Below are 26879 nucleotides of genomic sequence, written 5' to 3'. Positions count from 1 at the left end.
TTCCCATTTATTACCGCGCAAGGTGTGAACCGCTGCGCCAGTGAGCCATCAGTCAATGCGTACGAATCTCAGAGCAAAAACAATTCTTATTGTCGTTATCCTGATTGCCTTTGTTTATGGCATTTTCGGTATTCCCAAGGGCTTCAGCGGGGCGGCGCTGCAGACGGCGATTCTTAATCGCATTCAGCTTGGACTCGACCTGAAGGGCGGCACGCACCTGATTTTGCAGGTGATGACGGACGAGGCGGTGGCCGCGCAGGCTGCACAGGATGCCGAAACCATTCAGGGCGACCTGCAACAGAACGGCATCACGGGCGAGCAGGTGACGAATCCTGAGCCGAAGCAGAACCCGGGGCTGGTGACGATTCAAGGCGCGCCGGCGGCGCACGTGCAGGACATCAACTCGGTGCTGCAGCAGCAGTTCAGCCAGGAATACACAATCTCGCAAAACGGCAACACGTCGTGGACTCTGCAGATGAAGCCGACGGTCGAGACGCAGATGAAGCAGAAGGCCGTCACGCAGTCGATCGAGGTGATCCGGCAGCGCGTGGATGCGCTGGGTGTGACCTCGCCGGTGGTGGCGCCCTACAACCTGGGCAGCGATCAGATTCTGGTGGAACTGCCGGGCGTCGATGATCCGGCGCGCGTGCGCAACGTGATTCAGTCCACGGCGAAGCTGGAGTTCCACCTGGTTGAGGGCGGGCCATGGCCCGATCAGCAATCGGCTTTGCAGGCCATCGGCGGCTCTGTGCCGTATGACTCCGAGCTGGTGCAGAGTGTGATTGGCGCCTCGGGGCCGGGCAGCCCGGCGGCCTGGTATGAGGTCACGAAGGTTCCGGTGGTGGGCGGCACGGATATTCGCGATGCGCAGCCGGGCACCAATCCGAACACGAATGAGCCGCAGGTGAACTTTTACCTGACGACTTCCGCCGGCGACAAGTTCGGCCGCTTCACGACGGCGAACAAGGGCAAGCCGCTCGGCATCGTGCTCGACAATCGCCTGCAGGAAGTGGCGACCATCAACGATACGATTCGCGATCAGGGAACGATCTCGGGTGGCGGCATCTCGATGCAGGAGGCAAAGGACCTCTCGCTGATGCTGCGCACCGGCGCGCTGCCGGCTTCGATCAAGTATCTGCAGGAGAGCACCATCGGGCCCTCTCTCGGTATGGACTCGATTCACGCCGGAGTGATGGCGTCCATCTTTGGCATGTCGGCCGTGCTGATCTTCATGCTGATCTATTACAAGGGCGCGGGCATCAATGCTGATCTGGCACTGATTCTGAACCTTGTGATCCTGCTCGGCTTCATGGGTTATACGCACTCGGTGCTGACGCTGCCTGGCATTGCCGGTGTGATTCTGACGGTCGGTATGGGCGTTGACTCGAACGTGCTGATCTTCGAGCGCATTCGTGAAGAGCTGCGCGCGGGCAAGGCGCCCTCGGCGGCTGTGGACCAGGGCTTTGCGCACGCCTGGACGACCATTCTGGATACGCACGTGACCACAGTGGTTTCGGCTGCGATTCTGTTCATCTTCGGTACAGGCGCGGTGCGCGGCTTTGCCGTGACGCTGACCTTTGGCTTGCTCGCGAATCTGTTCACGGCAGTGTTTGTGTCGCGCGTCATCTTTGAGGCGAACCTGAACCGGAAGCAGCGCGGAGAAGCAATTTCAATTTAGCTGTGAGCTTGTCATTCTTCGCTCTCGGCTCCGGTGGAGCCAGAGCGGAGGGCTGACGAACTGAGCAAGAGAGTTTTGAAGCAGAGCGAGACGCCGATAGCAGGCAGCCCCGAGACGGGCGCTGAAGGCTGGAAGCCAAAAGCTGGAAGCTAAGGATAATTCTGTGGAACTGTTTCACGACGTAAAGATCGATTGGCTGGGGAAGAAGTGGTACTTCCTCGGATTCTCGCTGATTTTCAGCGTATCGGGCATCTTGTCGCTGCTGTTCTGGCACCATTTGCCGCTCGATGTGGACTTCAGCGGCGGCACCGTGGTGCAGGTGAAGTTTGAGAGCAAGCCGAATGTGGACAAGATTCGCCATGCCACCGATCGCGCGGGCCTGCGCGATGCGGTGATTGAGCAGTACGGCTCCGCTACGGACAACGAAGTGCTGATCACTCTGGGCGAGAAGGCAACCAACAATGCCTCTCTGGACCAGAGCCGCGCGGCGATTGTGCAGACGCTGGCGCGGAACTACTCAAAGACGGGTTCAACAGCCGCCGGCAAGCTGGATCTGGACAATGCGAGCAAGAGTGCGCTCGCCAACTGGCTCGACCAGCAGGACCCCGAGCACCTGGGCACGGACAACCAGAATGCACAGCTGAAGTATGCGCAGCAGGCGGCGGCCATTGCCGCTTACCGCGATGCGCATGGTGGCCTGCTGAATTCGGTGAGTGAGCTGAAAAGCGTGGCCGACCCGGCCGTGGTGCAGGCGCTGGACCAGGGCGCGTACCTGTCAGGATTTGCTGTGCGCAACGTGGAGATTGTCGGCCCGCAGGTGGGCGCGCAGCTTCGCCACCAGGCATTGATGGCGGTGCTCTATTCACTGGCGGGCATGCTGATCTATCTGTGGTTCCGATTTGAGCTGATTTACGGCGTGGCGGCCGTGGTGGCCGTCTTCCATGACACGATCATCACGATTGGCGCCTTCAGCCTGCGGGACATGGAAATGTCGCTCACGGTGATTGCCGCCATTCTGACGCTTATCGGTTATTCGATGAACGACACGATCGTGGTCTTTGACCGCATTCGTGAGAACCTGCGCATGAGCCGCCGCGAGCCTCTGGCTGACGTGGTGAACCGCAGCATCAACCAGACGCTGAGCCGGACGGTGTTGACCTCTGGACTGACGTTTTTGACGGCTTTGTCGCTGTTCTTCTTTGGCGGTGAGGTGCTGCATCCATTCTCTTTCGCGCTGGTCGTGGGCATTGCAATCGGCACGTATTCCTCGATTGCGGTGGCTGCGCCGATGCTGGTGGCCTATCAGAACTGGCGCGCGAAGCGGGGCAAGTCGGCAGCATTACCGGCGGCGAAGAAAGCAAAAATCTGATGAAAAAAATGCGGGTCTGCCAAAATTGGCGGCCCGCATTTTCGCAGGAAACTGCATCCCAGAGATGGGTTCTCCGGCGTGAATGGAGAAGCAAGCTGCACCAAATGCGGGGCAGTATTGGATGCAAACAGGAAAACGATTTTTCAGATGTAATGCTGGTGTGTTAGAAAACGAGAACCGGAATTTCTCCCCCAGAATCGTCCGGGAACAAACCACCCTACATCGGTGTCTAAATAGTTGAACCAAGTTCTGAACCTTCGAGGTCGGCCATGTTTGAAGATGCATTGATGGAATCCGGCGGCAAGATTAAAACGAAGAGCAAGTACTACGTCTGGGTCGGCGTGTTCCTGAACTGCTCGATTCTGGCCGCTGTTGTTCTTTATCCGCTGATCTATCCAGAGGCGCTGCCGAAGGCGATGATGACGACCTTGCTGGTCGCTCCGCCGCCGCCGCCGCCACCACCTCCGCCGCCACCGCCGACACCGCCGCAGCCCAAGGTGCAGATGCAGGTGAATCCGATGGCTGTGCCGACCAAGATTCCCAAAGTGATCAAGATGGTCAAGCAGCAGCCGCCACCGAGCACCGGCGTGATGGGCGCGGGTGTGGCAGGCGCTGGCGACGGCGTACCGGGCGGCATCTTCAGCGGTCTGGGTTCCGGTCCTGCTCCCGTGGTCAAGGCTGCTCCGCAAAAGCCGCTGCGCGTCTCTGCCGGTGTAGTCTCGGGTAACAAGATTGGCGGCGTGAATCCGTCCTATCCTCCGATCGCCAAGGCAGCACGCATTCAGGGCACAGTGGTCCTTTCCGCGCTGATTTCGAAGGCGGGCACCATCGAAGATCTGAAAGTTGTCTCCGGTCCGGCGATGTTGCAGAATGCAGCTCTGGAAGCCGTCCGCACGTGGCGCTACAAGCCTTACATCCTGAACGGTGAGCCCGTGCAGGTGGAAACCCAGATCAACGTGGTCTTTAACCTGGGTGATTAGTCTTTCGTGATTTCCTGCGCCTCCGGGGGTAAGCGGAGGCGCAAAACTCTGGCATTCTCACCGTGTTTTGCAGTTACTCCTCAGGAGGAAAGATTCAGTGATTCTCGCTCATCTCTCGCACGCAACTTCTCATCTGGCCAACCTGGCCTTCTTCCAGGATCAGCAGGCCGTTGGCTTCAGCCTGCCGGACATGTGGCACCAGATGGGTGACCTGGCCAAGGGCGTGGTCTTTGTGCTGTTCATCATGTCCATCTGGTCGCTGGCCGTCATGATTGACCGCTGGCTCTATTTCAGCGCTGCCCGCAAGCAGTCGCGCGAATTCGCCCCCAAGGTTGCCGGTGCGCTGCGCGAAGGCAAGCTGGACGAGGCCGTGAAGGTCGCCGACCGCAACAAGAAGTCTCACCTCGCCGAAGTGGTGACCGCTGGTCTGCAGGAGTTCCGCAACTACGGTGGCGGCGGCAGCGCGGTGACCCCGGAGCAGATTGAGTCGTCCAAGCGCGCCCTTGAGCGTGCCGAAGCGATTGTGCACGCCAAGCTGAAGCGCGGCCTCGGCGCGCTGGCCACCATCGGTTCGACGGCCCCGTTCGTGGGTCTGTTCGGAACGGTCGCCGGTATTCTGAAGGCCTTCAATGAAATCGCCACGATGAAGACGCCGGGTATCGGCGCAGTCGCCGGCGGTATCTCTGAAGCGCTGGTGACCACGGCATTCGGCCTTCTGGTGGCCGTGCCCGCTGTGTGGACGTTCAACTACTTCACGAACAAGGTGGAATCCTTTGACGTGGAGATGGACAACTCCTCGAGCGAACTGGTCGATTACTTCATCAAGCAGAGCCGCCGCTAAGCCGCGGAGGTCCCAGGAGAGCGAGCGATTGGCCGGGGAGTGAGATTCTCCCCGGCCGCTGAATCGCCGCCCACCGGAAGACGCGATCGGAAACATGCCGGAAAGCGCGGGGGAACATACACAATGGGAATCGTAGTCAGAAACGAAGGCAGCAAGGTCAACTCAGACATCAACGTCACCCCGATGGTGGACGTGATGCTGGTGCTGCTGATCATCTTCATGGTCATCACACCGCTGCTTGAAAACAAGGTTCAGGTAGACCTGGTTCACAGCCGCAACGCCATTCCAATGGAAGATGCGAGCAAGTCGGATGCCGAGATTGTAGCCATCACGCGCGACAACAAGGTGTTTCTCGGCCAGAATGAAGTATCGCTGAGTCAGCTTGGCCAGGATGTGCAGAACGACCTGCAGAATCGCACCAACAAGATCGTCTTCTTCCGCGCCGATGCCCGCTCCGGGTACGGAACCGTGATGGACGCGATTGATGCGGTGCGCACCGCGGGCGTGCAACAGGTAGCCATGCTGACAGATCAGCAAGCCGCCCCGGTGGCACAAACCAGTCCGGCTGGCGAATAGCCGAAAGAGGGATTTTGCTATGGCAATGTCAACAGGGGGCGGCCCGGGAAAACTGGCGTCCGACCCAAACGTCACACCGCTGATCGACGTGCTGCTGGTGCTGCTGATCATTTTCATGGTCATCGTGCCGGTTACGCCGCATGGCCTGAACGCGCAGGTGCCGCTACCGCCGAAGCACAAGACGCAGACAGAGAATGACACTGCGATTGTGGTGCAGGTCTTCAATGGCAGCAATGGCACGGCGTCCTACAAGATCAACCAGACCGATATTGCTCTGCCTGATATGCAGGCCAAGCTGAGCCAGATTTTTGCCACACGCGCCGAGAAGGTCATGTTCATCAAGGGCGATCCGAACTGCGACTTTCAGGAAGTCGCCAAGGTGATCGACATTGGTACGGCTGCCGGCGTGGATCATATTGGCATCATCACGCCGAAGATCGCGGCAGGTCAGTAAGGATTTTGCGGCATTGGCCTTCCGCGCAGGCGGAAGGCCAACCGGAAGAGAAGCGGGCGCCGACCGGAAAATAACCGCAAGGTTGCTTTCAGGCTTGCCCCTCAACGCCAACGAATTACAATCGCTTCGCGGATAAAATTGCTTGTCGATCCCAGCCTCTGGCGATCCAAGGAGAAGGAAAAGAATGAACCGAATCGCACGTTTTCCGGTGCTGGCAGCGGCGACGATGATTCTGCTGACCACCATGTCCGGGTGCAAAAAGCTGGAGGCGCGGGATCAGCTCAACAAGGGCGTAGAGGCCTTCAAAGCAGCCCAGTACGAGGACGCCATCAATCATTTCCAGAAAGCCGTGGATCTGGATCCTACTTATCCTGAGACACGGACATATCTGGCGACTGCCTATGCCTCTGAAGTTGTGCCCGATCTGAAGACTCCGCAGAATGAGAAGACCGCCCAGATGGCGATCAATATCTTCAAGCAGGTTCTCGAGCAGACTCCGAACGACGTGAACAGCCTCGCGCAGATTGCGAATCTGTACATGGATCTGGATGAGTTCGACAAGGCAAAGGCATGGAATCAGAAGGTTCTGCAGGCAGATCCGAAGAACTCCCAGGCCGCCTACACCATTGGCGTGATCGACTGGCGCATCGCCTACAAGAATTCCCAAGGCGCGTTGAAGACTGCAAACCTGACCGACGACGGCAAGGGTAATCCCAAGATGCCGAAGCAGGTTTGCCAGGAGATCAAGCAGCAAAATACGGACATCGTGAACGAGGGCATGACGTATTTGAACGAGGCCCTGCAGATTGATCCGACCTATGACAACGCCATGTCCTACCTCAATCTGATGTACCGCCAGAAGGCTAATCTGGATTGCGGCGATGAGAGCGCCCGCAAGCAGGACGTGCAGACGGCGGACCAGTGGGCTGCCAAGGCATTGACGACCCGCCGCCAGAACGAAGAGAAGAAGGCGAAGGTTGCACGCGGTATCGTGATTCAGGAAGGCAAGTAAGAGACTTGTTCTTCACCCTGAGGCCTCCGAGCAATCGGAGGCCTTTTCCTTTGCACGAACGAGAGCGGTGCAGAGCGAGTAGCTCATCCGCTAGAATCCTTGGTTGCGCATGCGGGCACAGGCCTCGGGCGCGGGTGGTACAGACAAGCTTATGTTCAAGAAAATTCTGATTGCGAACCGGGGAGAGATCGCATTGCGTGTTGCCCGCGCCTGCCGGGAGCGCGGCATTGCGACGGTGGCGGTATATTCCGACGCCGACCGTGCGGGTTTGCATGTGCTGGAGGCGGATGAAGCATACCGGCTCGGAGCAGCTCCGGCGCAGGAGTCGTATCTGCGCGGCGACCTGATTCTGGAGATCGCAAAGAAGACAGGCGCGCAGGCCATTCACCCCGGATACGGATTTTTATCGGAAAACGCCGATTTCGCTGAGGCATGCGAAGCGGCTGGAGTGAAGTTCATTGGACCGCCAGCGAGTGCCATGCGGGCACTGGGTTCGAAGACGCGCGCGCGGCAGGCGGCGGATGCAGCGGGAATGCCGCGCACGCCCGGTTCCACCAAAGGGTTGGCATCGCTCGAAGAGGCACATACGGTGGCGCAGCAAATCGGGTATCCGGTGATGCTGAAAGCGGCGGCGGGCGGCGGCGGCAAGGGTATGCGCGCGGTCAATGACCCTACGGAGCTGGGTTCCGCCTTTGAGTCGGCTCGCAGCGAGGCAGAGCGGTCATTCGGCTCGGGCGAAGTGTACCTGGAAAAGCTGATCGAGAGGCCGCGGCATATTGAGATTCAGGTGCTGGCGGACGAGCACGGAAACTGCCTGTATCTGGGCGAGCGGGAGTGTTCGGTGCAGCGGCGGCACCAGAAGGTGATTGAGGAAGCGCCTTCTGCGGCGGTGAGTGAGGCACTGCGGCAGCGAATGGGCGAAGCGGCAGTGCGGCTAGCGCAATCGGCCGGCTATACGAATGCCGGAACGGTCGAATTTCTGGTGGATGCGGAAGAAAACTTCTACTTCCTCGAAATGAATACACGGCTTCAGGTGGAGCATCCAGTCACGGAATTGGTCACGGGACTTGATCTAGTTCACTTACAGATACAAATTGCCGAGGGGCAGCCGCTTGGCATCCGGCAGGAAGAGATTCAATTGCGCGGACACGCCATCGAATGCCGCGTATATGCCGAAGACCCGGAGAATAACTTCTTCCCTTCGCCAGGAAAAATCACACGGCTGCTGCAACCAGGAGGGCCGGGCATTCGCGAGGATTGTGGCGTTTACGAAGGCTGGACCGTGCCGATGGATTACGACCCGATGCTGTCCAAACTGATCGCCTATGCGCCAACACGCGAGATGGCGATTGCGCGCCTGCTGCGCGCGCTCGATGAGTATGTGATTGGCGGCATCCGGTCAAATCTGGGGCTCTTCCGCCGCATTCTGCGGGACGAGGGATTCCGTACAGCGGCCATCGACACCGGCTATCTGGACCGGTTGCTGGCACTGGGCGCACCTGACGGAGATGCCCATGAGGCGCGCGGGGACGAATCCGAACACGCGGACGGGACGAGCAGGCATGCCACGGCAGCGATTGGTGCGGCACTCCTCGAAGAAGCACGCTCCACTGCTGGCGCAAGTCAGAACGGCGGCGGAAGCAGTCCGATGCATGCCGGAGCCTGGAAGCTCGCAGCCCGGCGGGAGAGCCTGCGATGACAATTTATCTCGAGATGGAAGGCCAGCAGCGGAAGGTGCGCGTGGAGCGGGACGCCGAAGGACGCATCCGGACCTGGCTCGATGACGAGCCGATCGCGGTGGATGCACAAATGCTGCGGCCCGCTGTCCTGTCTCTGATCGTGGACGGCCGCGCCCATCGCGTGGTGCTGGAAGAGGCCGTCGAGGAGACGGCCGTGCATGTGGGGCGGGAACGCATTGCTTATCGACTGAATGACCCGCGCTCGCTGCGCTCACGGCGGCGGAGCGGCGAGAGTGGCGATGGGCCGGCGACGCTGAAGGCCTCCATGCCGGGCCGCGTGGTGCGCGTGGTGCATGCGCGGGGCGACAGCGTGGCTGCCGGGCAAGGTGTGCTGGTGATTGAGGCCATGAAGATGCAGAACGAGGTTAAATCGCCCAAGGATGGCACGGTGGCGCAATTGATGGTGGCTGCCGGCGACACCGTCAGCGCGGGGCAGGTGCTGGCGGTGATTGAGTAGCCGGTCACGCTAAGGCAGCATGCCGCTCCATATCTGCACCCGCTACGCCGCGCCGCACTATCTCAGGGCCTGACCGCGTGGCCTGAGCGCATGGAGTCGTAGGCGGCATCGAGGATGCGCTGATTGAGCAGGCCATCCGTGGCGGGAGCGCGGAAGGGCTCCTTGCCCTGGATCGCGGCGGAAAAAGCATCGAGCATGCGGCTATAGCCATCGGCATTCGAAACCCGTTCCTGCTGCTCCACTCCGTCCCAGCCGCGCAGCAACTGCACTTCTACGTCATGATCGACGGTCAGCGCGTTCTCACAAGCAATGACGCCGGTGGTGCCGGTGACTTCCAGGCGCGAGCGGTAACGGCCTCGCGTGGTGAGAGTAACGGCTCCTACAGCCCCGGAATGAAAGGCGAGCGAGAGGGCTGCGTGCGCTTCCACCTGACCGGAGATGGCATCGCCATGCCCGAGCGTAGCGACTTGTGAGACGTCATCGCCGAGCACATAGCGAACCGCATCGATGCAATGAATGCCCACGTCGCCGATCGGGCCTCCACAGGCGAGACTGGGGTCACAGATCCAGGTGCGCGGGCTGCGGGTGCCGTCATGACAGACCTGGGCATGCACGAGTTGAGGCGCGCCAATGCGGCCCTCGGCGATCCAGCGGCGGATGAGCTCGACGCTCTGGTAGTAGCGCATGTTCTGGGCGACGCCGAGAAAAACTCCTGCAGATTGCGCGGCGGCGAGCATCTGCTCGACCTCTGGCGTGCGCATGGCCAGAGGCTTTTCACAGAGCACTGGCTTGCCATGATGCAGGGCCAGCAGCACATCGTTGAGGTGCATGGCATCGGGTGACGTGATGAAGACCGCATCGATTTCCGGTGAGGCGCACAGAGCATCGGCGGTGGGGTAAGCCGCGATGCCGAACTCGGCGGCGTCGGCCGCGGCCTTTTGCTCGTTGTGCCGCCAGAAGCCGGCGAGCTGCGAGTGGGCCGCTCCCTCAAAGGCGGAGATGAGGCGCTTGCGGGCGTGGTGTCCAAAGCCGAGGATGCCGTAACGGGTCATGCGTCGATGGTAAACGCGATTGGGCAGCGGGCAGGGTAGCCTTCCAAAGAAAAACGGCCCGCGCTGGAGGCGCGAGCCGTCTTTGAAGCAAAGCTTCTGCGATTACTGCGGGCCGTTCTTGAAGATCGACTCGGCGTAATAGTTCACTACGTGTGCCTGGTCGCGCAGCATCTCAAGATAGGCATTCTGCATGAGCTGCGAGCGGCTCTCATGCAGGCGCTGGCGGATGGACTGCTGCACACGGGGATCGCTCAGCTCCAGTTGGCCCGCGCCTTCCTTGTCGAGCAGCTTGTAGATGGCGTAGCCGATGACCTTCTTGTGGTCCTGAGTGGCGTAGACCGGCAGCACCGGGGTGATCTCGCCGGGAGAGAGCTTGCTGACAGCGCCCCAAACGTCGGGATCCGACTGCAGTTCCTGCTGGGAGATGAAGCCCATGTCGCCGCCGTTGCTGGAGTTCTGCGGATTCTCGGAGAAATTCGAAGCCAGCGTGCCGAAGTCGTCTCCGTTCTTGAGACGATCATCGAGCATCTGAATCTTGCGCTTTGCCTCGGCGTCGTTCATGGCCTTGCTGTTCTGCAGATTGCCGGAGTTCTTGGCGTTCTCTGGAATGTTGGTGACGAGAATCTGTGCCAGATGGAACTGCGGCTGGGGCAGATTGAACTCGGCCTTGTGCGCGTTGTAGTAGGCCGTGATCTGATCGTCGGTGACGTCGATCTTGGAGTTGATCTCCTTGTTGAAGAGCTTCTGCTCGGTCAACTGGTTCCGGATCTGCTGTTTGAGCGCATCGAGCGTGAGGTGCTGCTGCGCGAGCTGCTTCTGAAATTCATCCGGGGTGAAGGGTGCCTTGATTTCGTTGAGGCGCGACTCGACATCCTCGTTGCTCGCGACCAGATTCATCTTGGCAGCGCGCTGCATGAGAATCTCTTCATTGATGAGACGGCTCAGAATATTGAGGCGCACGATGTCGCCTTGAACCTTGGTGGGCTTTTCGGGCTGCTTGCCGACGTTGGCTTCATACAGCAGGTCGACCTGCGACTTCATGATCGGCTTGCCGTTCACGGTCGCGAGCACATCGGCCTTGTGGGCGCGATTGCATCCGCTGATGGCGGCGACGCTGGCGGCCAGCACCGCAACGCCAACCACGGCGCGAACAGGGCGAGAGAAACGGAAGGCGAAAGCAGACTTGCGATGAGAAATCGATCGGGAAAGCAAAAAGTCCATCTCCTGTAACGGCCGCGCGAAAGCCGGGGCCACCTACAGGATACGCGTGCGGGCAGGGTTTGACGAGACGGCGGCGAAAAGGAGAGAAAAAGAGCCCGGGCGTGGTTAGAGAGCCGGGTCCGGAAGGCCGGACCCGGGTTAGACGGGAGCTTAGTGCGCCGCCGCTGCTGTGGTGGCCGGGGCAGGCGCATCCGCATCCGGTGGAGGTGTGATGCCCTGCTGACGCAGCGCGCGGTCGATCATCATCTTGAGCTCGGCCGGGTCAAGCACGCCGGACCAGCGGACACCGTTGACGAAGAAGGTCGGGGTGGCGGAGATGCCGAGCTTGTCTCCGGCAGCCATTTCCTTCTTGACGACGGATTCGTCCTGCTTGGCGACACAGGCATTGAGCTTGGCGGTGTCGAGATGGTCGCGCTGGCCTTCGCCCTCGGCGATCTTGTCCAGGCGAGAGAAGGACTTGGCCGTGTCATGATCAGGGCCGCTGATGTCTTCGCCGTGCGTGTGTACGTAATCGACGAAATTCCAGTAGGCGGTACGGCTCTCATCGGCGAGGCAGTTGGCATCGACGGCGGCGTGCATGGCCCAGGGGTGCAGCTCCGTGAGCGGAAAATCGACATAAATGACCTTGATGAGGCCCTTGTAGTGGTCATAAATGTCGGGGAATAGCTCGGAGTGCATGCGCGCGCAGAAGGGACATTCAAGGTCGTCAAAGTTGACAATGGTGACCTTGGCCTTGGGGTTGCCGCGCACGGGGCGGCCCTGGATGGGCAGTACGAAGTCAGGATCCTGGCTGATATCGAACTTCGAGAGCCGCGCCAGAGTGTCGCCATCGGTCGAAACCAGATAGCGCAACTGCTGCGTGTGATCCGGGTGCCCAGGCAGCGAAAAGGTCACTGTGATGGCATTGAAGCCGGCCATTTTGCTGGGGCTCTGCGGGCTGATGGTGATGTCGTACTCCGGCGGAACGTTGAGCTCGTTGCGAATGGCGGTTTCGATTCGCTGATGAAGAACGGAGACGGGCTTTTGTGCGGGGGCCTGGGCGCGGCAGCCGGCGGTCACAAGCGCCAGCGCGCAGCAGGCAAGAATCATTCGGATACGAGACAAAGGGAGGTCCACCTTCTGGGACGAGAATTCACTGCATTGATTATCCCACTTTGGGTGTTTGCGCCCGAGCCGGAAGCGGGCCTCTTTGCATGCGGGCAAAGTCAGAAGACGCGTGCGCTGTGGGGAATGCCGGTAGAGCCGAAGCCTGCGAGGGTGAAGCTGAAAAGCTCTTCGGTATCATTGCGCAGGTGATTGGCCAGTGAGAAGCGCCGCAGCTCGAATGAGAAACCGCAACAGTTCCAGTTGTAGGTGGCTTGCACGGCACCGTATTGCAGGCCATTGCGCTCCAGATCGTAGCCGGTGCTGGCCCCGGTATTGAAGCCGAGGCGGCTCTGCGAGCCGTAAATGCCCGTGATGTTGAGCTGGTTGTACGCCGTGGGCTTGCTGGCCTGGACCAGGGCGCGCAGGCCGGTTCCCGGAGGCGCACCGGTCACAGTGTTCAAATAGGCGTCGCCAAGGCGCAGGTGATAGTTGCCATGCTCAAAATTGGTGTAGACGTTGCTTGAGAGCAGCCGTCCAGCCTTGGTGTCATAGTCAATATCCCATTCCGCGCTGTCGCCGCTTTGGGCCGTCCATTTGAAGCGTGAGATGACGGGCGAGTAATGGCGCGGGGCCTCCAGGAAATCCACGCCGGTGAAATCGAGTGTAGCGAGCAATGGATTGGGCGTGCCGGGCGTGACTGCGTTGCCGAAGGTGGAGTCAAAGTAATACTTCTGCGCGACGCGCCAGGTGAGCCAATCGACGGTGTGCGTGCCGCAGTTCTTTTGCGGATGGAGCAGGGCGGCTCCGGTGCAGGGGCGCGGCTTCTGCGTGCGCCGGTAGAGGTGCTGCGTCAGGCCGTACTCCAACTCATTGGTGTTGCTGGCGACCTCGGTATCGTCAAAGCGCAGAATGCGATTGAAGTTGTCGATGCCAGAGACGTAGCGGTACTGCAGCATGGGCGACAGCGTGTGCCGCAGTTCGCCTCCAAAGAGGTGTTGCACCCAGCGCTGGTCGAAGTCACGGCCCACCACGGGTGGGCGAAGGGTGAAGCCGGCTTCCACATCCAAGCGGTTGATGGGCGCGCCCACCAGGCGCGGGAACTGCGTGAGGGTAGCCGGTCTCTGGCTCTTGTCATACCAGGTGTCGCGCACGGCGAACTCAGGGCGAAAGTTCCATCCGTCGAAGTGCATGGGCAGATTCAGAGCCGGCCAGATATCGACGCGCGGAATCTCGGCACCGGTGCGGAAGGCGGTGCCGAAGGGATTGTAGTCATATCGCGAAAGCGCCCCGGAGGAGACGTGAAAGCTGTATTCGACTGGGAGGCCGGGAAGCTGATGATCTTCGGCGTCGAGATCCACCTGCGGCAGGTGGAGGATGCGGACCTCATTGCCCTCGGGCGAGACGCTTTCAAAATTCTCATAACGATTGAAATGGATCGCCTGGCTGAAGCCCGCGCGCTCATGCTCCAGATAGAGCTGCGACTGCACCTCGGAGTTGATGGCTGCTGCGTAGTTCTGCTCAAACGTCAGGCGATAGAGGTACGAGCTGAGGTACTCGGCGTCAATGACGGCGCGGGTGTAGGGAGTGAAGTCGTAGCGGCCATCGGCGAAGAAGTCGATGCCGCCGAGATTGTTGCCGGCCTCTGTGTGATAGTCGAGCAGGCTGTGAAAGCGGACCTGGGCGTAGTTATCTCCGCGCCCGCGATAGCGAAAGGTGGCAAAAGGCGCGGGGCCGCGATTGGAGTAATACAAGGTTCCGGCAACAAGGTCGGCGCTGCGCCCGAGCGTGAGATAGACCGACTCACCCACCACGGCTCCGTAGGTGGAATTGTTGCCGGCCACGGGCAGCAGGATTCCGCTGGTGCGATTGGCGCCGATCTCGTGCTTGACGTAGGGCACATAGAGCAGCGGAATACCGAAGAGGTGAAAGCTGGCATTGGCGGCCTGCGCTTTGCCGTGGTTCAGTTCGATGCGCCGGGCATAAAAGCGCCAGTCGGGGCGGGGCAGGCGGCAGGCGGTCATGGTGCCCTGCAGCACCAGATAGTGGCCCTTGCCGAGCTGGCGCACTTCCTTGCCGGTAATGAGGTAGGGGTTCAGGGAGGTGAAGACGACTTGATTGTGCTTGACACGGCGCACGCCGAGCGAGCCGGTTACATCAAAGAAGTCCGCCGTGTTCTGGTAGATGTTGACGCTGCCATGGCTGGCGACGATGTGCTCGTCATCCGGGCCGCCATCGACCATGAGGTGCCCGTGGGCCTCAATCTCTCCGGTCGCGTCGTTGTAGGTGGCGTGATCGGCATGCAGAATGTATTGGCCGTAATAGAGCACCACATGCCCGTCGAGCAGATATTCGTTGCCATCGGGCAGCGAGCGCACGGTCAGGTGGTCCCATCGCATGGTGACCGGCGTGCCCCTGGGCGTCTGCGGAACCACATGCGCCTCGGGCAGCGAGCTTGTGAGGGCAGGGTCATTCGGCAGCGCTTCCGCGGCGGCTTGAGCGGGAGGTAGCTGAGTGGTTACCACCTGCGCATGAACCTGCGGATGACACAGTGAAAACAGCGTGATAAACCAAAACCAGCGGAAATTCATCGCAGCGGAAAGCACCAGCATAGCAAAGCTGGCGCATATATTTCGCCTTGCGGTGCGTACCGCGGCTCTGGTGAGGAAGTGTTGGAGTGGTCGCCGTTTGCGGAGGTTCCGCGCGAAAGCTGCCCCATGTCTTCGCGGTCTTCTTTTTCGATCCGGCTGTTCGCCTTCTGGTTCGTAAACAACAGAAACACCGGTCGCGCCCGGTCCACTGCAAGCAGCAAGAGACCCTCGCGAAACGGGAAGGATGAGGAAAACTTTGAGCCAAACGCAAAGCCTGCCTGCCTGGAAAGATGAGATTAACGCCAAGCTGAGCGCGCATCGTTCGCGACGGGTTGCGGTACCCGGGGACCAGCAGAATCTGCTGCCCGGCATGGATGCTCTGCAGCCGGCCGCCGGGGAGCGTGCCGGACGCCGCATTGCCGCCAAGGTGGCAGAGCGCTATGCGAAGGCCCCTAGCTACAGCGAAATGCTGGCACAGGAGGCAGCCAAGGCTGCCCGCGCCGCAGCTGAGGCGGCGCATCAGGCGCATGCCGCTGCACAGGCGATGCTGCAAGGGCTTGAGCTGGATCGTGCCGCGGAGATAGAGCGGAATGAATCTGGCGATCGTAGCCGCTCAATGCAGCAGGCGGCTCTTGAGGAGCAGGCAGAGAAGGTTGCAGGCAATCGCTGGGAAGAGATGGCGGCGCCTGTCGTCGAGGAGCCCCCGGTACCGGTGTACCGCATCAGCGAAGAGTCGCTGCCGCCCGCGCTGCGCACCCCGGCTGAGGCCTACGCCTCGGGAGCGAAGCGCAGGCAGGAGCGGGCGCCGGAATCCGCATACAACCCGGAGCCAGAGCAGACTCCGCAACTGTTTGAGGATCCCGTGGAGGCAGCCACGATTGAGCCGGCGCACCCCTTGCCGGCGCGGGTGATCGAGTTTCCGCGTGAATTGATCGCCTCGCGCAAGGCCCGGCCGCGGCTCGAAGAGGGGCCGCTTCGCATCGCCGAAGAGGAGCAGTCGCAACTGCGCATCTTTGAAGTGGAGCCCGAGGCCATCTCGCATGAGCCGGTGATCGAAGGGCCGGTGCTGCCGGAGTGGCACTCGATTCGCCTGGACAGCGAACCTGTGGCCCACGCCGCCGCTCTGGCGCAGGACCTGCCGCTGGCGACGCCCGAGCTGCTGCTGGATGCGCCGATTTACAGCGCGAGCCTGGAAGACCGGTTGATGGCCGCCATGGTGGACGCCTGCCTGGTGGGCGCAGGATTTCTGGCTTTTGTGGCGACGTTTGTGGCATGCACGCCGCATCCGCCCACGGGCAAGCTGGCGCTGGCTGGCGCGGGGGCCGCGCTGCTGGTGTTGTTTGCGGTGTACCAGTGGCTGTTCTTCACCTTTGCCGAAGGCACGCCGGGCATGCGCTACGCGAAGATCGCGCTGTGTACCTTTGATGATGAAAACCCGACGCGCCAAGCCATGCGCCAGCGCATCGTCGCGCTGCTGCTGGCGGCGCTGCCGCTTGGGCTGGGCTATCTGTGGTCGTTTTTTGACGAGGACCGCCTCGGCTGGCACGACCGCATGACGCGCACCTATCAGCGCAGCTATCGCGAGAATTAGCGGCAAAAGCCGCATCCGGCAAGATTTAAAGCCTGCATTCGCTTTTTCAGCGAGTGCAGGCTTTTTGTTTCTGGGCTTGCCGGGAACAATCGGAAAGCGAAGCGCGTATAGATGCCTTGACTATCTACAATTCGATGTGTAGATAGTCATAGTATGGGAAAACCGAGCGATCTTTTGCAGGGCACACTCGACTTGCTGATATTGAAGACGATTCTGCTGGAGCCACGGCATGGCTGGGCGATTGCCAAGCGCATTCAGCAGATTTCAAACGAGGTACTTCAGGTGCAGCAGGGCTCGCTGTATCCGGCGCTGCACCGGCTGGAGCAGCAGGGATGGGTGCGGGCCCGGTGGGGCGAGACTGAGACCGGGCGGCAGGCGAAGTTCTACTCGCTCACGGCGGCCGGGCGGAAGCAGCTTGAAAAAGAGACAGAGAGCTGGAACCGGCTTTCGGCAGCAATTCAGCTCGTGGTGGAAAGCGCGTAAGCCGCGCAAGGAGAGGCGAATGCGGTGGTGGCAGCGGGTGCGGATGGCCATGGTGACGTTGTTTCGGCGGCGGCAGGCGACGGAGCAGTTGAGCGACGAGCTGGCCTTTCATCTGGAGCAGCAGATGGCGGAGAATCGCGCGGCCGGAATGTCTGCCGAAGATGCGCGAACGGCGGCGCTGCGCGCATTTGGGAATCCAACTTTGCTTCGCGAAGATGCGCGTGCGACATGGCGCTGGAACAGTCTGGAAAAAATCTGGCGCGACGTGCGCTATGGGGTGCGCACGCTGAGCCGCACGCCGGGCTTCACGGTAATGGCCGTGCTGGTGATGGCGCTGGGCATTGGGGCGACGACCTCGCTGTTCACGATTGTGCAGTCGGTGCTGCTGAGTCCTTTGCCGTTCAAGGACCCCGGCAAGCTGGTGATGGTGTACGAGCACTTTGCTCACAGCTTCAATGGCGGGGATGGGCTCAATGTAGTGGCCCCGGGCGATTATCTTGCGTGGCAAAAGCAGACGCATGGTTTCCAAAGCATGGCCGCGTGGCGGTGGTGGGGAGCGAACCTGACGAATGCGCAAGGGCAGTTGCCCGAGGCCGTGCAGGCCGCGGGTGGCTCATGGAATCTGTTTTCGACCCTGGGCGTGCCGCTGGCTCTGGGGCGGGGATTCACGAAGGCCGAGGACCATCCGGGCGGCCATCCGGTGGTGATTTTGACGTGGAGCCTGTATCAGCGGCGGTTCGGGGGCAATCCCGCGGTGCTGGGGCAGCAGGTGCATTTGAACTCCGTACCGTACACCATCATCGGCGTGCTGCCGCGATGGTTCAGTTATCCCGATCCGTCGGTGGAGCTTTGGCTGCCTTATGGGCAGACCTTTACGCCCGTTCAGTACGCGCAGAATGCCAATCACCAAAGCCTGGTGGTAGCACGGCTGAAGCCAGGCGTGAGCGCTGCGGCGGCAACCGCGCAGGTGAGCGCGGTACAGTACCGGATCCACCTGGCACATGCCAGTGAACCGGTGAGCGAGGGAGCGCGCTTCCGGCCGATGCTGAGCGACATGGTGCAGGATATTCGCACGCCTCTGTTGGTGCTGATGGGCGCTGTGTTCTGCATGCTGCTGATTGCCTGCCTGAATGTGTCGAATCTGCTGGTGGCTCGCAGCGCGGCCCGGCGCAAGGAGGTCGCGGTGCGCAGTGCGCTGGGCGGGAACCGCCTGGCGCTGATTCGCGAACAAATGACCGAGAGCCTGCTGATCTGCATTGCGGGCGGCGGCCTGGGAGTCGGACTCTCGATGCTGGTGACGCACTGGCTGGCGAGCCACTGGCATGATTTGCCGCGTGCGAGCACGGTGCATGTGAACGGCGCAGTGCTGGCTTTTTCTCTCGGTCTGGTCTTTGTGACTGCGATCGTGGCCGGGTTGCTGCCGGCAATCTCTTCCACCGGCAAGGGAGTTCTTCAGGCATTGCAGGAGGGCTCGCGCTCGTTGGGCGGCAGCGTCAGCAAAGCACGCATGCGGCAGATACTGCTGACAGCGGAAATTGCGCTGACCGTGGTTTTGCTCATTGGCGCGGGTCTGCTCTTTCAGAGCTTTTTGCGAATGCGCGGCACGCGGCTGGGTTGCGCGATGCATCACGTGCTGACGATGCGGTATTCCTTGCCGCGTAAGCAGTACGATACGCCAGCCAAAGTTGTGGCCTTTCATGAGGCGCTTTTGCAGCGGGTGCGGCACATGCCGGGAGTGGTGGCGCCCGGGCTGGTTTCAACCGCGCCGGGTGCGGGCTGGCAGGGCGACGAGGTATTCACCGTTTCCGGCAAGCCTGTGCCGGCGAATCCTCTGATGGACGATGCGCTGGTGCGCACGGCTGATCCAGGGTACTTCCAGGCAATGCAGATTCCGCTGATTCGTGGACATTTCTTCACGGATGATCAGCGGCTGGCGAATAGCAAATATGTGATCGTGAGCCGTGCCTTTGCCGCGCAGTACTTTCACGGCGAGGATCCAGTGGGGCAGCAGATTCGCATTGCCCGGACGAGTCCGACACCGGAGGACTACGAGATTGTCGGCGTGGTGGGTGACACGCTCTACCGTGCGTCCAAGCCCACGAAAGCAACCCTCTATTTTCCGATGTATTCGGGTTCCATGAATGCAATCAACACCACACTGATGGTGCGGACGGTGGGCGATCCGTTGAACATGGCATTGCCGATCCAAAAGATGTTTGCGACGCTCGATCCTTCGCTGCCGTTGTCCGAGGTGCTTACGTTGCACCAGGTGGTGGGGCAGTCCACGAATACGGCGAGCTTCAGCGCGACTCTGCTGCTGGCCTTTGCGGTGCTCTCGCTGCTGCTCGCTGCTGTGGGGCTGTACGGCGTGCTCTCCTATCTGGTGACGCAGCGCACCACGGAGATCGGCATTCGCATTGCTCTGGGCGCGCAGCGTGTGCAGGTATTGTGGCTGGTGGTGGTGGATGGACTGCGTCCGGTGCTGTACGGGCTGGCGATTGGCATCGCCGGTGGCGTGGGCGTGGGATTTCTGATTCGCTCGATGCTCTATGACACGCAGCCGCTCGACGGGGCCGTGGTGGCAGCCATGGCCGCATGCCTCGCGGTGACGGCGGCGCTGGCCTGCGCCGTGCCAGCGATGCGCGCCACGCACATTGAGCCCACAGAGGCGTTGCGGGTGCAGTAGTGCGGCATGGTTCGTTGCCGCGATTGCGAAATCCCAGGTCTGGACACGCGGATCTGGGGCGCACAGTGCAAGAATTGGGCACTCAACCCAAAAGGTCCCATGGACGCCAATGCCGGGTTTGCATGGGCACTCACTCTTCCTGGTAAATTGAGACGCCCGCATCACGAAGATGCGGGCGTGTTTCCCGAGGACGCGCAATGAACGTCATAAGCCTGGCGCGTAAGTCCCTCATACCCTTGCAAAGCTGAAAGCGTCGACAAAGAAGTCTATTTAGCGCTGCCGCTTTGATAGACCGCCGTCGTTGGCAAAATAGGTGCGTCTTTGCCCTTTCGCCGCCCCTTCGACAGGAATCGCTTTTCAACCAGATGCCAGCTCAGCACGCCACAAAGGGCCGTTATGGGCACGGCGAGCAAGAAGAGCGTGAAAGGCGCCATCGCATGTCCGTGCTTTGCCAGGATGATTTGCTGGATAGGAAAAGCGTACAGATAGATGCCGTAGGAGTAGTCTCCCGTACTGGTCAAGCGCTGCAGGTGCAGCTTAGGGTGAAAACCTACCCAGAACAGAAGATATGCACCCGCGATCGAGAAGGTCGCGAACCACAGATGAGGGACGAATGCAGAAACAAGCAGCAGTAGTGCGGCCGGAAGAGCAAGTTGAATTTTGTGTGGAATGACGTCTCGAAACAGGTAAAAAGCAACCCCGGACAAATACATCGGAATCAGTTGATCGCGGAGATCGATTCGTTCTGCCAGGTATGCATGGGTTGCAAAGAGATGCCCAAGAAAGCTGTGCGGAGGAGCCACACTGAATGCAATCGAGAAGGCTACCATCCCGACCACTGAAAAGATGAGCAATCCCAGAATGAACTTTCGACTGCCGAGCACACCTATGATTCCGAGTACGGCTACGGCGATATAGCAGTAAAACTCATAACAAATAGTCCATACCGACGCATCAACCTTGTGGCTGAAGTTATAGGAAAAACTATGAAGATAAATCGGTTCATGCAATATTGCCAGGTGGAAAGCAAGATTTGACAACTTTCCAGCCAGGCCATTGCCGGCAAGCTTGGCCTCGCCGAGCAGCGATACCGCAAGAACGCAGAGGCACATGCAGACAATAAAAGCTGGATATATGCGTGCGATTCTCTTCTTGAAATAGCTGAAAACAGATTTTGAGCGCAGGAAGCTGTTGGTGACCAGGAATCCGCTGAGAATGAAAAACGAATCTACAGCCATCGTTCCGATCGTGGACTGCCCATGGGTGAACCAGTTCAAAGGCTCATTTGCGGACGGCCCGCCGCCAAGCGGAAAGCTGTGAGAGTAAATAACGGACAGAGCCAGAAGCAAGCGAAGGAAATCGAGGTTGTTCTCTCGGCTCTCAAAAATTCCGTTCGTGACGGAGTTCGCGTTCAAAAGGTATACCTCTTTGATCTGGGCTTTGATTGCGGTTGGATGCTGATCCCGTTTGAAAATCAAGTCACGATGCAGGCATCGACTCTTGCCGTTTATGGTTACTGGAATCGTGCACGAGCGAATGTCGCTGATTGCTGTTGATGAAAGCTATTCCAGTGCGTTCAGCAGGTAGGTAAATATTGCGCGGGACTCTACGTGCCTGCTCCCCAGCGGGTACGAATTTTGCATGCTTGGATGCCGTTGCCAGAAGTCATAACGCCACATCAGGTGTTGGCCCTTAGCGCGAATGAAAGGTCAGTATAGCGTAGAAGAAAATTGATCAAGCCTTCGGGTTTATGAAAAAGGTGTGAGCGTGACGGCTCTGTGTCTGTGATTCAGGTCATACGGCGTGCAGCAGTCCGCGATTGCTTGAAGAGCAATGACGGCGCCCTGTCGCAGAAGGAAAGCCCGCATCCTGAATCCTGGGATGCGGGCTCTGTGCTGCGCCCAATGCGCGTGCGGCTGGACGGCAGTTGCCTAGCTGTTCAGTGTCTCCTGCAGCTTGTTGAGGGTGCTGTTCAGGTTCTTGTCGGTGCGGCGCTGCTCATCGATTTTGCCGATGGAATGCATGACAGTGGTGTGATGCTTGCCGCCGAACTGGCGGCCGATCTCGGGCAGCGAGGCCTCGGTCATCTGCTTGGCCAGGTACATGGCAATCTGGCGGGGCACGACGACAGCGCGCGAGTTGTTCTTCTGCTTGAGCTCGACAACACGCATACCGAACTGCTCGGCAACGGCGCGCTGAATGGCCTCAATCGTGATCTTGCGCACCTGCGTGTCAATGAACTGCTTCAGGCACTGCTGTGTGGTGGCCAGAGAGATCTCAACGCCGTTGAGCTGTGACCAGGCAAACAAGCGCGTCAGCGCGCCCTCAAGCTCGCGCACGTTGGTGCGTACGTTCGAAGCGATGAAGAGCGCGACGTCGGTGGGCAGCAGAACATGTTCGCTCTCGGCCTTCTTCTGCAGAATAGCGACCTTGGTTTCAAGATCGGGCGGCTGAATGTCGGCAATGAGACCCCATTCAAAGCGCGAGCGCAAGCGGTCTTCGATCTCCGGCAGCTCTTTGGGCGGGCGGTCAGAGGCGATGACGATCTGCTTCATGTTCTCGTGCAGCGCGTTGAAGGTGTGGAAGAACTCCTCCTGCGTGCGCTCTTTCTGCGAGAGGAACTGGATGTCGTCAATGAGCAGAAGATCGACCGAGCGGAACTTGTCGCGGAAGGTCGTCATCTTGTCATAGCGCAGAGAGCTGATCATCTCGTTGGTGAACTTCTCCACCGACACATAGCAAATGGAGGCGCTGGGATTGCGCAGCTTTACCTCGTGGCCAATGGCATGCATGAGATGCGTCTTGCCCATGCCCACTCCGCCGTAGAGGAAGAGCGGGTTGTAGGCCTTGGAGGGGCGCTCCGCCACGGCCTCGGCTGCGGCGCGCGCGAACTGGTTGCCAGAGCCAATCACAAAGGCGTCGAACGTGTAGCGCGGGTTGAGCTGCGCCGCGGTGGACCAGTCGAAGCGGCTCTGCTGGGGCATTGCTCCGTTGAGGCGCTGTGCAGGCCGTTGGGCACCGGCATTGCCCGGTGTGTTGGGCGCGTGCGCCGGGGCGGGAGCAAAGCCACCGTCTTCGCGGGCACGGGCCAGCATGGGATCTTCTTCCGGCGTGACGAAGCTGACTTCGTCGAACTCAAGCTGCAGGTTCTCGATGGCCTCGTGGATCAGGTCATCGTAGCGATCAGCGATATAACGGAAATCCGTCGTGGGAATGCGAACAATGAGCGTGCGGTCTTTGACGTGACTGAAGCGGGTGGGCTTGAGCCATGTGTCATACGACTGACGATTGACCTTCTTCTCGAGCGCTCCGAGGATGCGAACCCATGGGTTCAGGGGAGCCGCCGGTGCGGTTGCGAACGATGACATGCGGTTTCCTTACCACACGCCCGCGGAGGGGGAGGAAAATGACACAAGCTGGCCTTTGAGGAATGCGCAGGCCACGCCCGGCTGTGGAGAATCGGGCGGAGGGAGCGTATTTCGCTGGCCGGGATAAGCGCCGAACTGTCACGTTTCGGCGTCTGGTCTGAATTCCTTTTTGACTGCCGCGAGGCGTCGAAAAAAAATAACTTGAACGGAGGCGATACTAGCACAGTCAGACCGTGCTTTTGAATGTGGTTTTGCCTCGGAATCTGTGGTACCCGGCAAGTTGCACCATTCCTGGTGAAAACCCGCGGAGCCGCATCAATATTAGCGATTCTGCACATTTCGAGGCGCACGATGGTGATTTGACGCCATTTTGCGGGTGTGCTGCGAGTGGTTGAGAGACGGCGTGGCGTCAGACCCCGGCAGGTGGCCGCCGCAGGTTGTGATGCAGCGGCTCGCAAAGCGGGGTCGGCTGGCAGATGCTTGGTGATTGGGCCGGATTTGCGATATACTCAAGTTCTGTCCGCATTCGCTGTTTTGTCACAGTAGCCACGGGCACGGACTGAGGCCCACGGGCCGCAAGATTCTCAAGATTAAAGATTCAGGAGCGCCGTTTTATGCCGAAGCGCACATTTCAACCGAACCGCCGCCGCCGTGCCAAGGTGCATGGTTTCCGCAGCCGCATGAAGACCAAGAACGGTGCCGCCGTTCTGTCGCGCCGTCGCGCCAAGGGCCGTCACAAGATTGCCGTGAGCGCGGGCTACCGCGACTAGTCCCAGCCTTTGCGCCCATTACTGGTGCGCAAAGCCAGTTTATGTGTTTTACCCAAGGCAGCGGCTCCCGATGAGCCGGCTGCCTTTTTCTCTGCGATGAACCCTGTGGCCCAGCATGCGATGAACTCCTGGCGTGAGGCGCGTCTGCGCAAGCACGCCGACTATCAGAGCGTGTATGCGGCGAGCCGCAAGCAGTTTTCCGCTTCGATGACCTACTTTTGCCGCGTGCGCCCTGCGGACGCGCCCCCGGTGCTCCCTTCTGCGGCAATTCCGCGCGTGGGGCTCACGGCCGGCCGCGTGATGGGCAAGGCAGTGGAGCGCAACCGCATCAAGCGGCGCATGCGTGAGGCGGTGCGCGAGCATCTGCAACTGCTGCCGGGCTGCGTGGACGTGGTGCTGCATCCCCGCAAGAGTGTCATGACGATGGAGTTTACCGCGCTCTCGCGTGAAGTTGCCGAGATTTTTGCGAAGATTGCGGCCCGCATCGAGCGCGAAGGCGTGGACGCCCTGCGCGCCGAGCAGGAGCGGCAACTGGCCGAGCCACGGAAACCATGGCCCGGGCGAGCCCGCAAGCCCACCCCTCAGAAGCAGGCAAAGCCGTGAAAATGCGTGAGAGGCTGGCGGCGGCAGGACTGGCGTTCTATCGCGGCGCGGTCTCGCCCACGCTGCATGCGCTGGCTCCCGGAGGCTGCCGCTTTCAGCCAACGTGTTCGGAGTATGCCGCGATCGCCGTGGCGGAGTGGGGACTCGCGCGAGGTGCAGTTATGGCGATGTGGCGGCTGTTGCGCTGCCATCCGTTGAGCCGGGGAGGGTTTGATCCTGTGCCGCTGAGGCCAAAGCCTGGCGGCCCACATCTGCGTGCGAATGGCTCAAATTTCGAGGCAAAGGCCTCTCGCAGGGAACCGCGAAGCCGCGATGCCCGTTAACATAGAAGTGTCAGACTGGAATCCAACGACAGTCAGGAAAAGGTAGTCTTGCCAGAAATACAGAATCCCAATCAGCAGAGCGGTGGACCGGACTCGCGGACGCTGCTCATCTATGCCGTCATTTTCCTCGCCATCTTCCTTGGGCTGCAGTATTTCCGCTCGAAGAACGCCCCACCTGCGCCGCCCAACGGGAAGCACACGCCTGCCGCGCAGAAGAACAGCCCTGCGCCATCTGCCGCGCCGGCAAGCGCGCCAGGACAGACAGCCTCGGGCAACGCACCTGCAGCCGCGACCACCCCGGCCGTGCTGGCTGCGGCCGAGACCACCACGACCGTTGAGAGCCCGCTTTATCGCGTGACCTTCACCAACCGCGGTGGCGTGGCGAAGTCGTGGATTCTGAAGAAGTACACCAATGACGCCCAGAATCGCCCGCTCGACATGGTGAATGACAAGGCGGCGCAGCAGTTCGGCTATCCCCTGTCGCTTTACACCTACGATGCGGCCCTGACGCAGCAGCTGAATCAGGCGATGTACGTGCCTTCGGCAACGGGAACCATTCAGGCGCCGGCTACCTTGACCTTCCGCTACTCGGCCAATGGCCTGACGGTGGAGAAGACCTTCCGTTTTGAAAAGAGCTATGTGCTTGAGACGGACGTGAAGGTGACGCGCAATGGCGCCCCAGTCACCGCGCTGCTGGCGTGGCCCTCCGGCTTTGGCGATCAGGAGACGCTGCCTCAGTACCAGAACGCGCAGATTGACCAGGAGACCGGCGCGAAGACGGGCTTTCATCTGGCGGGCGGCCCTAATGTGAAGCAGATCGAGCCGAAGAAGGTCTCCGGCGGTGACACCGTGCAGGGGCCGCTCGATTATGCGGGCGTGAGCGATCTTTACTTCGCGAGCATCTTTCTGCCGCCGAACCCCGATAACGCCTTAATGGTTACGCTGCATCACGCGCTCGAACTGCCGCGCGACCCCGCGCATCCGAAAACCTCAAAGATGGACCAGGTGCCGGTGCTGGGCGCGGCCGTGGGCAGCACAACTGGTGAGGTGCATGACCGCCTGTTTGTGGGGCCCAAGGCGCTCGATGTGCTGAAGTCGATTCACACGGCGTACCACTTCAATCTTGAAGGCATTGTGCACTATGGCTTCTGGGGCTGGATTGCGAAGCCGATGTTCCTGGTGCTGCAGTTCTTCCATAATCACGGCATTCCGAATTGGGGCTGGGCGATTCTGCTGCTCACACTGATTCTGAATGCGGCCATGATGCCGACCCGCGTGACCATGATGAAGAAGTCGCTGGCCATGATGCGCATTCAGCCGCAGATGGACGCCATCAAGGCCAAGTATGCCAAGTACAAGGCGACCGATCCGCGCAAGCAGGAAATGAACAAGGAGATGATGGACCTGCAGAAGCGGGAAGGCATCAACATGTTTGCCGGCTGCCTGCCAATGCTGCTGCAGTACCCCCTGCTGATCGGCTTCTACCGCATGCTTGAGGTCACGATTGCCTTGCGGCACGCGCACTGGATGTGGCTGCCCGATCTTTCAGCGCCCGATCCGTATTACATCCTGCCCATCTTCGTGGTGGTGTCGATGTTCCTGGTGCAGTTCTTTACGCCGTCGCCCGGCGTGGACCCGGCCCAACAGCGGATGATGGCCTTCATGATGCCGGCCTTCTTCGGCTTCATGATGTTGCACATCGGCTCAGGCGTGGCACTCTACTGGGCCGGCGGCAACATTCTCGGCGTGGGCCAGCAGTGGGTGATGAACAGCACTGGCATGGGCCGCGAAATGAAGGAGCTGGCCGCAAAGCGCGCCGCAAGAAAACGAGCGCAAGGCGGCAAGGTGATCAACGCGCGGCGCTAGCTGCGAATTGCACTCCTCACAGAGAGCGGACGGGGATTCCCCGTCCGCTCTTTTCTTTGCAGGCTTCCGGGGCTGGCCTTTAGGGCGTGCTTTTGAGATGCGCTCTCGTGCATCACAACAGTCAGGAAAGGAGCGA

The 26879-nt window shown here is 60.3% G+C and carries 22 protein-coding genes; 16 read left to right on the top strand and 6 right to left on the bottom strand.

Annotated elements, in window-relative coordinates; genetic code table 11:
• Window positions 1–55 precede the first annotated feature (55 nt).
• The 9 genes from secD to ACP_RS10165 all read left to right on the top strand — a co-directional run bounded on the left by secD (window position 56) and on the right by ACP_RS10165 (window position 9106).
• On the top strand, window positions 56–1678 hold the full coding sequence (gene secD, locus ACP_RS10205) for a protein translocase subunit SecD (RefSeq protein WP_015897240.1): 1623 nt from the start codon (window positions 56–58) through the stop codon (window positions 1676–1678).
• Window positions 1679–1841: 163 nt separating this feature from the next.
• Complete coding sequence (gene secF, locus ACP_RS10200) at window positions 1842–3047, top strand: protein translocase subunit SecF (RefSeq protein WP_015897239.1); 1206 nt, start codon at window positions 1842–1844, stop codon at window positions 3045–3047.
• A gap of 269 nt (window positions 3048–3316) precedes the next feature.
• Entirely contained in the window at window positions 3317–4027 is a 711-nt protein-coding gene (locus ACP_RS10195) for an energy transducer TonB (protein WP_041839482.1), read from the top strand.
• 97 nt (window positions 4028–4124) lie between these two features.
• Window positions 4125–4868, top strand: coding sequence for a MotA/TolQ/ExbB proton channel family protein (locus ACP_RS10190; RefSeq protein ID WP_015897237.1), 744 nt, complete (start codon window positions 4125–4127; stop codon window positions 4866–4868).
• 123 nt (window positions 4869–4991) lie between these two features.
• A complete protein-coding gene (locus ACP_RS10185) occupies window positions 4992–5444 on the top strand; it encodes an ExbD/TolR family protein (protein WP_015897236.1) in 453 nt (150 codons plus the stop codon).
• 19 nt (window positions 5445–5463) lie between these two features.
• A complete protein-coding gene (locus ACP_RS10180; protein WP_015897235.1) occupies window positions 5464–5898 on the top strand; it encodes an ExbD/TolR family protein in 435 nt (144 codons plus the stop codon).
• A 184-nt stretch (window positions 5899–6082) separates the two neighbouring features.
• The gene (locus ACP_RS10175; RefSeq protein ID WP_041839481.1) at window positions 6083–6910 is read left to right on the top strand and encodes a tetratricopeptide repeat protein; all 828 of its coding nucleotides are present in this window, start codon (window positions 6083–6085) and stop codon (window positions 6908–6910) included.
• Window positions 6911–7061: 151 nt separating this feature from the next.
• A complete protein-coding gene (locus ACP_RS10170) occupies window positions 7062–8609 on the top strand; it encodes an acetyl-CoA carboxylase biotin carboxylase subunit (protein ID WP_015897233.1) in 1548 nt (515 codons plus the stop codon).
• Window positions 8606–9106: a biotin/lipoyl-containing protein gene (locus tag ACP_RS10165; RefSeq protein WP_015897232.1), complete on the top strand. Its 501-nt coding sequence runs from the start codon at window positions 8606–8608 to the stop codon at window positions 9104–9106. Before ACP_RS10170 ends, ACP_RS10165 begins: the two co-directional genes overlap by 4 nt.
• A 62-nt stretch (window positions 9107–9168) precedes the next feature.
• On the opposite strand, the gene ACP_RS10160 is transcribed toward ACP_RS10165, so the two are convergent.
• The 4 genes from ACP_RS10160 to ACP_RS10145 all read right to left on the bottom strand — a co-directional run bounded on the left by ACP_RS10160 (window position 9169) and on the right by ACP_RS10145 (window position 15053).
• Window positions 9169–10158, bottom strand: a complete 990-nt coding sequence (locus ACP_RS10160) for a Gfo/Idh/MocA family protein (protein ID WP_015897231.1) — start codon at window positions 10156–10158, stop codon at window positions 9169–9171.
• A gap of 102 nt (window positions 10159–10260) precedes the next feature.
• On the bottom strand, window positions 10261–11379 hold the full coding sequence (locus tag ACP_RS10155) for a SurA N-terminal domain-containing protein (RefSeq protein WP_015897230.1): 1119 nt from the start codon (window positions 11377–11379) through the stop codon (window positions 10261–10263).
• Between the two features lie 150 nt (window positions 11380–11529).
• A complete protein-coding gene (locus ACP_RS10150) occupies window positions 11530–12483 on the bottom strand; it encodes a DsbA family protein (RefSeq protein ID WP_015897229.1) in 954 nt (317 codons plus the stop codon).
• A gap of 101 nt (window positions 12484–12584) precedes the next feature.
• A complete protein-coding gene (locus ACP_RS10145; protein ID WP_015897228.1) occupies window positions 12585–15053 on the bottom strand; it encodes an LPS-assembly protein LptD in 2469 nt (822 codons plus the stop codon).
• Window positions 15054–15309: 256 nt separating this feature from the next.
• Here ACP_RS10145 and ACP_RS10140 point away from each other — a divergent pair, with 256 nt between their 5' ends.
• The 3 genes from ACP_RS10140 (at window position 15310) to ACP_RS10130 (ending at window position 19813) form a co-directional block, all read left to right on the top strand.
• The gene (locus ACP_RS10140) at window positions 15310–16644 is read left to right on the top strand and encodes an RDD family protein (RefSeq protein WP_041839479.1); all 1335 of its coding nucleotides are present in this window, start codon (window positions 15310–15312) and stop codon (window positions 16642–16644) included.
• Window positions 16645–16797: 153 nt separating this feature from the next.
• The gene (locus tag ACP_RS10135) at window positions 16798–17127 is read left to right on the top strand and encodes a PadR family transcriptional regulator (RefSeq protein ID WP_015897225.1); all 330 of its coding nucleotides are present in this window, start codon (window positions 16798–16800) and stop codon (window positions 17125–17127) included.
• Window positions 17128–17146: 19 nt separating this feature from the next.
• Window positions 17147–19813: an ABC transporter permease gene (locus tag ACP_RS10130; protein ID WP_015897224.1), complete on the top strand. Its 2667-nt coding sequence runs from the start codon at window positions 17147–17149 to the stop codon at window positions 19811–19813.
• Window positions 19814–20079: 266 nt separating this feature from the next.
• Here the strand turns inward: ACP_RS10130 and ACP_RS10125 are convergent, their stop codons facing one another.
• Together ACP_RS10125 and dnaA are read right to left on the bottom strand one after the other, a co-directional pair.
• The gene (locus ACP_RS10125; RefSeq protein WP_015897223.1) at window positions 20080–21228 is read right to left on the bottom strand and encodes an acyltransferase family protein; all 1149 of its coding nucleotides are present in this window, start codon (window positions 21226–21228) and stop codon (window positions 20080–20082) included.
• A 516-nt stretch (window positions 21229–21744) separates the two neighbouring features.
• A complete protein-coding gene (dnaA, locus tag ACP_RS10120) occupies window positions 21745–23181 on the bottom strand; it encodes a chromosomal replication initiator protein DnaA (RefSeq protein ID WP_015897222.1) in 1437 nt (478 codons plus the stop codon).
• A gap of 614 nt (window positions 23182–23795) precedes the next feature.
• On the opposite strand from dnaA, the gene rpmH reads away from it, so the two are divergent.
• The 4 genes from rpmH (at window position 23796) to yidC (ending at window position 26743) form a co-directional block, all read left to right on the top strand.
• On the top strand, window positions 23796–23951 hold the full coding sequence (gene rpmH, locus ACP_RS10115; RefSeq protein ID WP_015897220.1) for a 50S ribosomal protein L34: 156 nt from the start codon (window positions 23796–23798) through the stop codon (window positions 23949–23951).
• 105 nt (window positions 23952–24056) lie between these two features.
• On the top strand, window positions 24057–24554 hold the full coding sequence (rnpA, locus tag ACP_RS10110) for a ribonuclease P protein component (protein ID WP_238525529.1): 498 nt from the start codon (window positions 24057–24059) through the stop codon (window positions 24552–24554).
• Between the two features lie 2 nt (window positions 24555–24556).
• Window positions 24557–24877, top strand: a complete 321-nt coding sequence (yidD, locus tag ACP_RS10105; RefSeq protein WP_015897218.1) for a membrane protein insertion efficiency factor YidD — start codon at window positions 24557–24559, stop codon at window positions 24875–24877.
• Window positions 24878–24925: 48 nt separating this feature from the next.
• A complete protein-coding gene (yidC, locus tag ACP_RS10100; RefSeq protein WP_015897217.1) occupies window positions 24926–26743 on the top strand; it encodes a membrane protein insertase YidC in 1818 nt (605 codons plus the stop codon).
• Window positions 26744–26879 lie beyond the last annotated feature (136 nt).

Source organism: Acidobacterium capsulatum ATCC 51196 (genome assembly GCF_000022565.1).
Lineage (GTDB): Bacteria > Acidobacteriota > Terriglobia > Terriglobales > Acidobacteriaceae > Acidobacterium > Acidobacterium capsulatum.
This window is presented reverse-complemented; position numbering and strand designations above follow the sequence as displayed.

Bases quoted from the DNA above. Each gene is read 5' to 3' on its own strand.
- ACP_RS10135 (WP_015897225.1), top strand. From the start codon at position 16,798: ATGGGAAAACCGAGCGATCTTTTGCAGGGCACACTCGACTTGCTGATA.
- ACP_RS10165 (WP_015897232.1), top strand. From the start codon at position 8,606: ATGACAATTTATCTCGAGATGGAAGGCCAGCAGCGGAAGGTGCGCGTG.
- ACP_RS10155 (WP_015897230.1), bottom strand. From the start codon at position 11,379: ATGGACTTTTTGCTTTCCCGATCGATTTCTCATCGCAAGTCTGCTTTC.
- yidD (WP_015897218.1), top strand. From the start codon at position 24,557: ATGCGTGAGAGGCTGGCGGCGGCAGGACTGGCGTTCTATCGCGGCGCG.
- ACP_RS10175 (WP_041839481.1), top strand. From the start codon at position 6,083: ATGAACCGAATCGCACGTTTTCCGGTGCTGGCAGCGGCGACGATGATT.
- ACP_RS10160 (WP_015897231.1), bottom strand. From the start codon at position 10,158: ATGACCCGTTACGGCATCCTCGGCTTTGGACACCACGCCCGCAAGCGC.
- dnaA (WP_015897222.1), bottom strand. From the start codon at position 23,181: ATGTCATCGTTCGCAACCGCACCGGCGGCTCCCCTGAACCCATGGGTT.
- ACP_RS10195 (WP_041839482.1), top strand. From the start codon at position 3,317: ATGTTTGAAGATGCATTGATGGAATCCGGCGGCAAGATTAAAACGAAG.
- secD (WP_015897240.1), top strand. From the start codon at position 56: ATGCGTACGAATCTCAGAGCAAAAACAATTCTTATTGTCGTTATCCTG.
- ACP_RS10185 (WP_015897236.1), top strand. From the start codon at position 4,992: ATGGGAATCGTAGTCAGAAACGAAGGCAGCAAGGTCAACTCAGACATC.
- ACP_RS10145 (WP_015897228.1), bottom strand. From the start codon at position 15,053: ATGAATTTCCGCTGGTTTTGGTTTATCACGCTGTTTTCACTGTGTCAT.
- ACP_RS10180 (WP_015897235.1), top strand. From the start codon at position 5,464: ATGGCAATGTCAACAGGGGGCGGCCCGGGAAAACTGGCGTCCGACCCA.
- rpmH (WP_015897220.1), top strand. From the start codon at position 23,796: ATGCCGAAGCGCACATTTCAACCGAACCGCCGCCGCCGTGCCAAGGTG.
- ACP_RS10130 (WP_015897224.1), top strand. From the start codon at position 17,147: ATGCGGTGGTGGCAGCGGGTGCGGATGGCCATGGTGACGTTGTTTCGG.
- ACP_RS10170 (WP_015897233.1), top strand. From the start codon at position 7,062: ATGTTCAAGAAAATTCTGATTGCGAACCGGGGAGAGATCGCATTGCGT.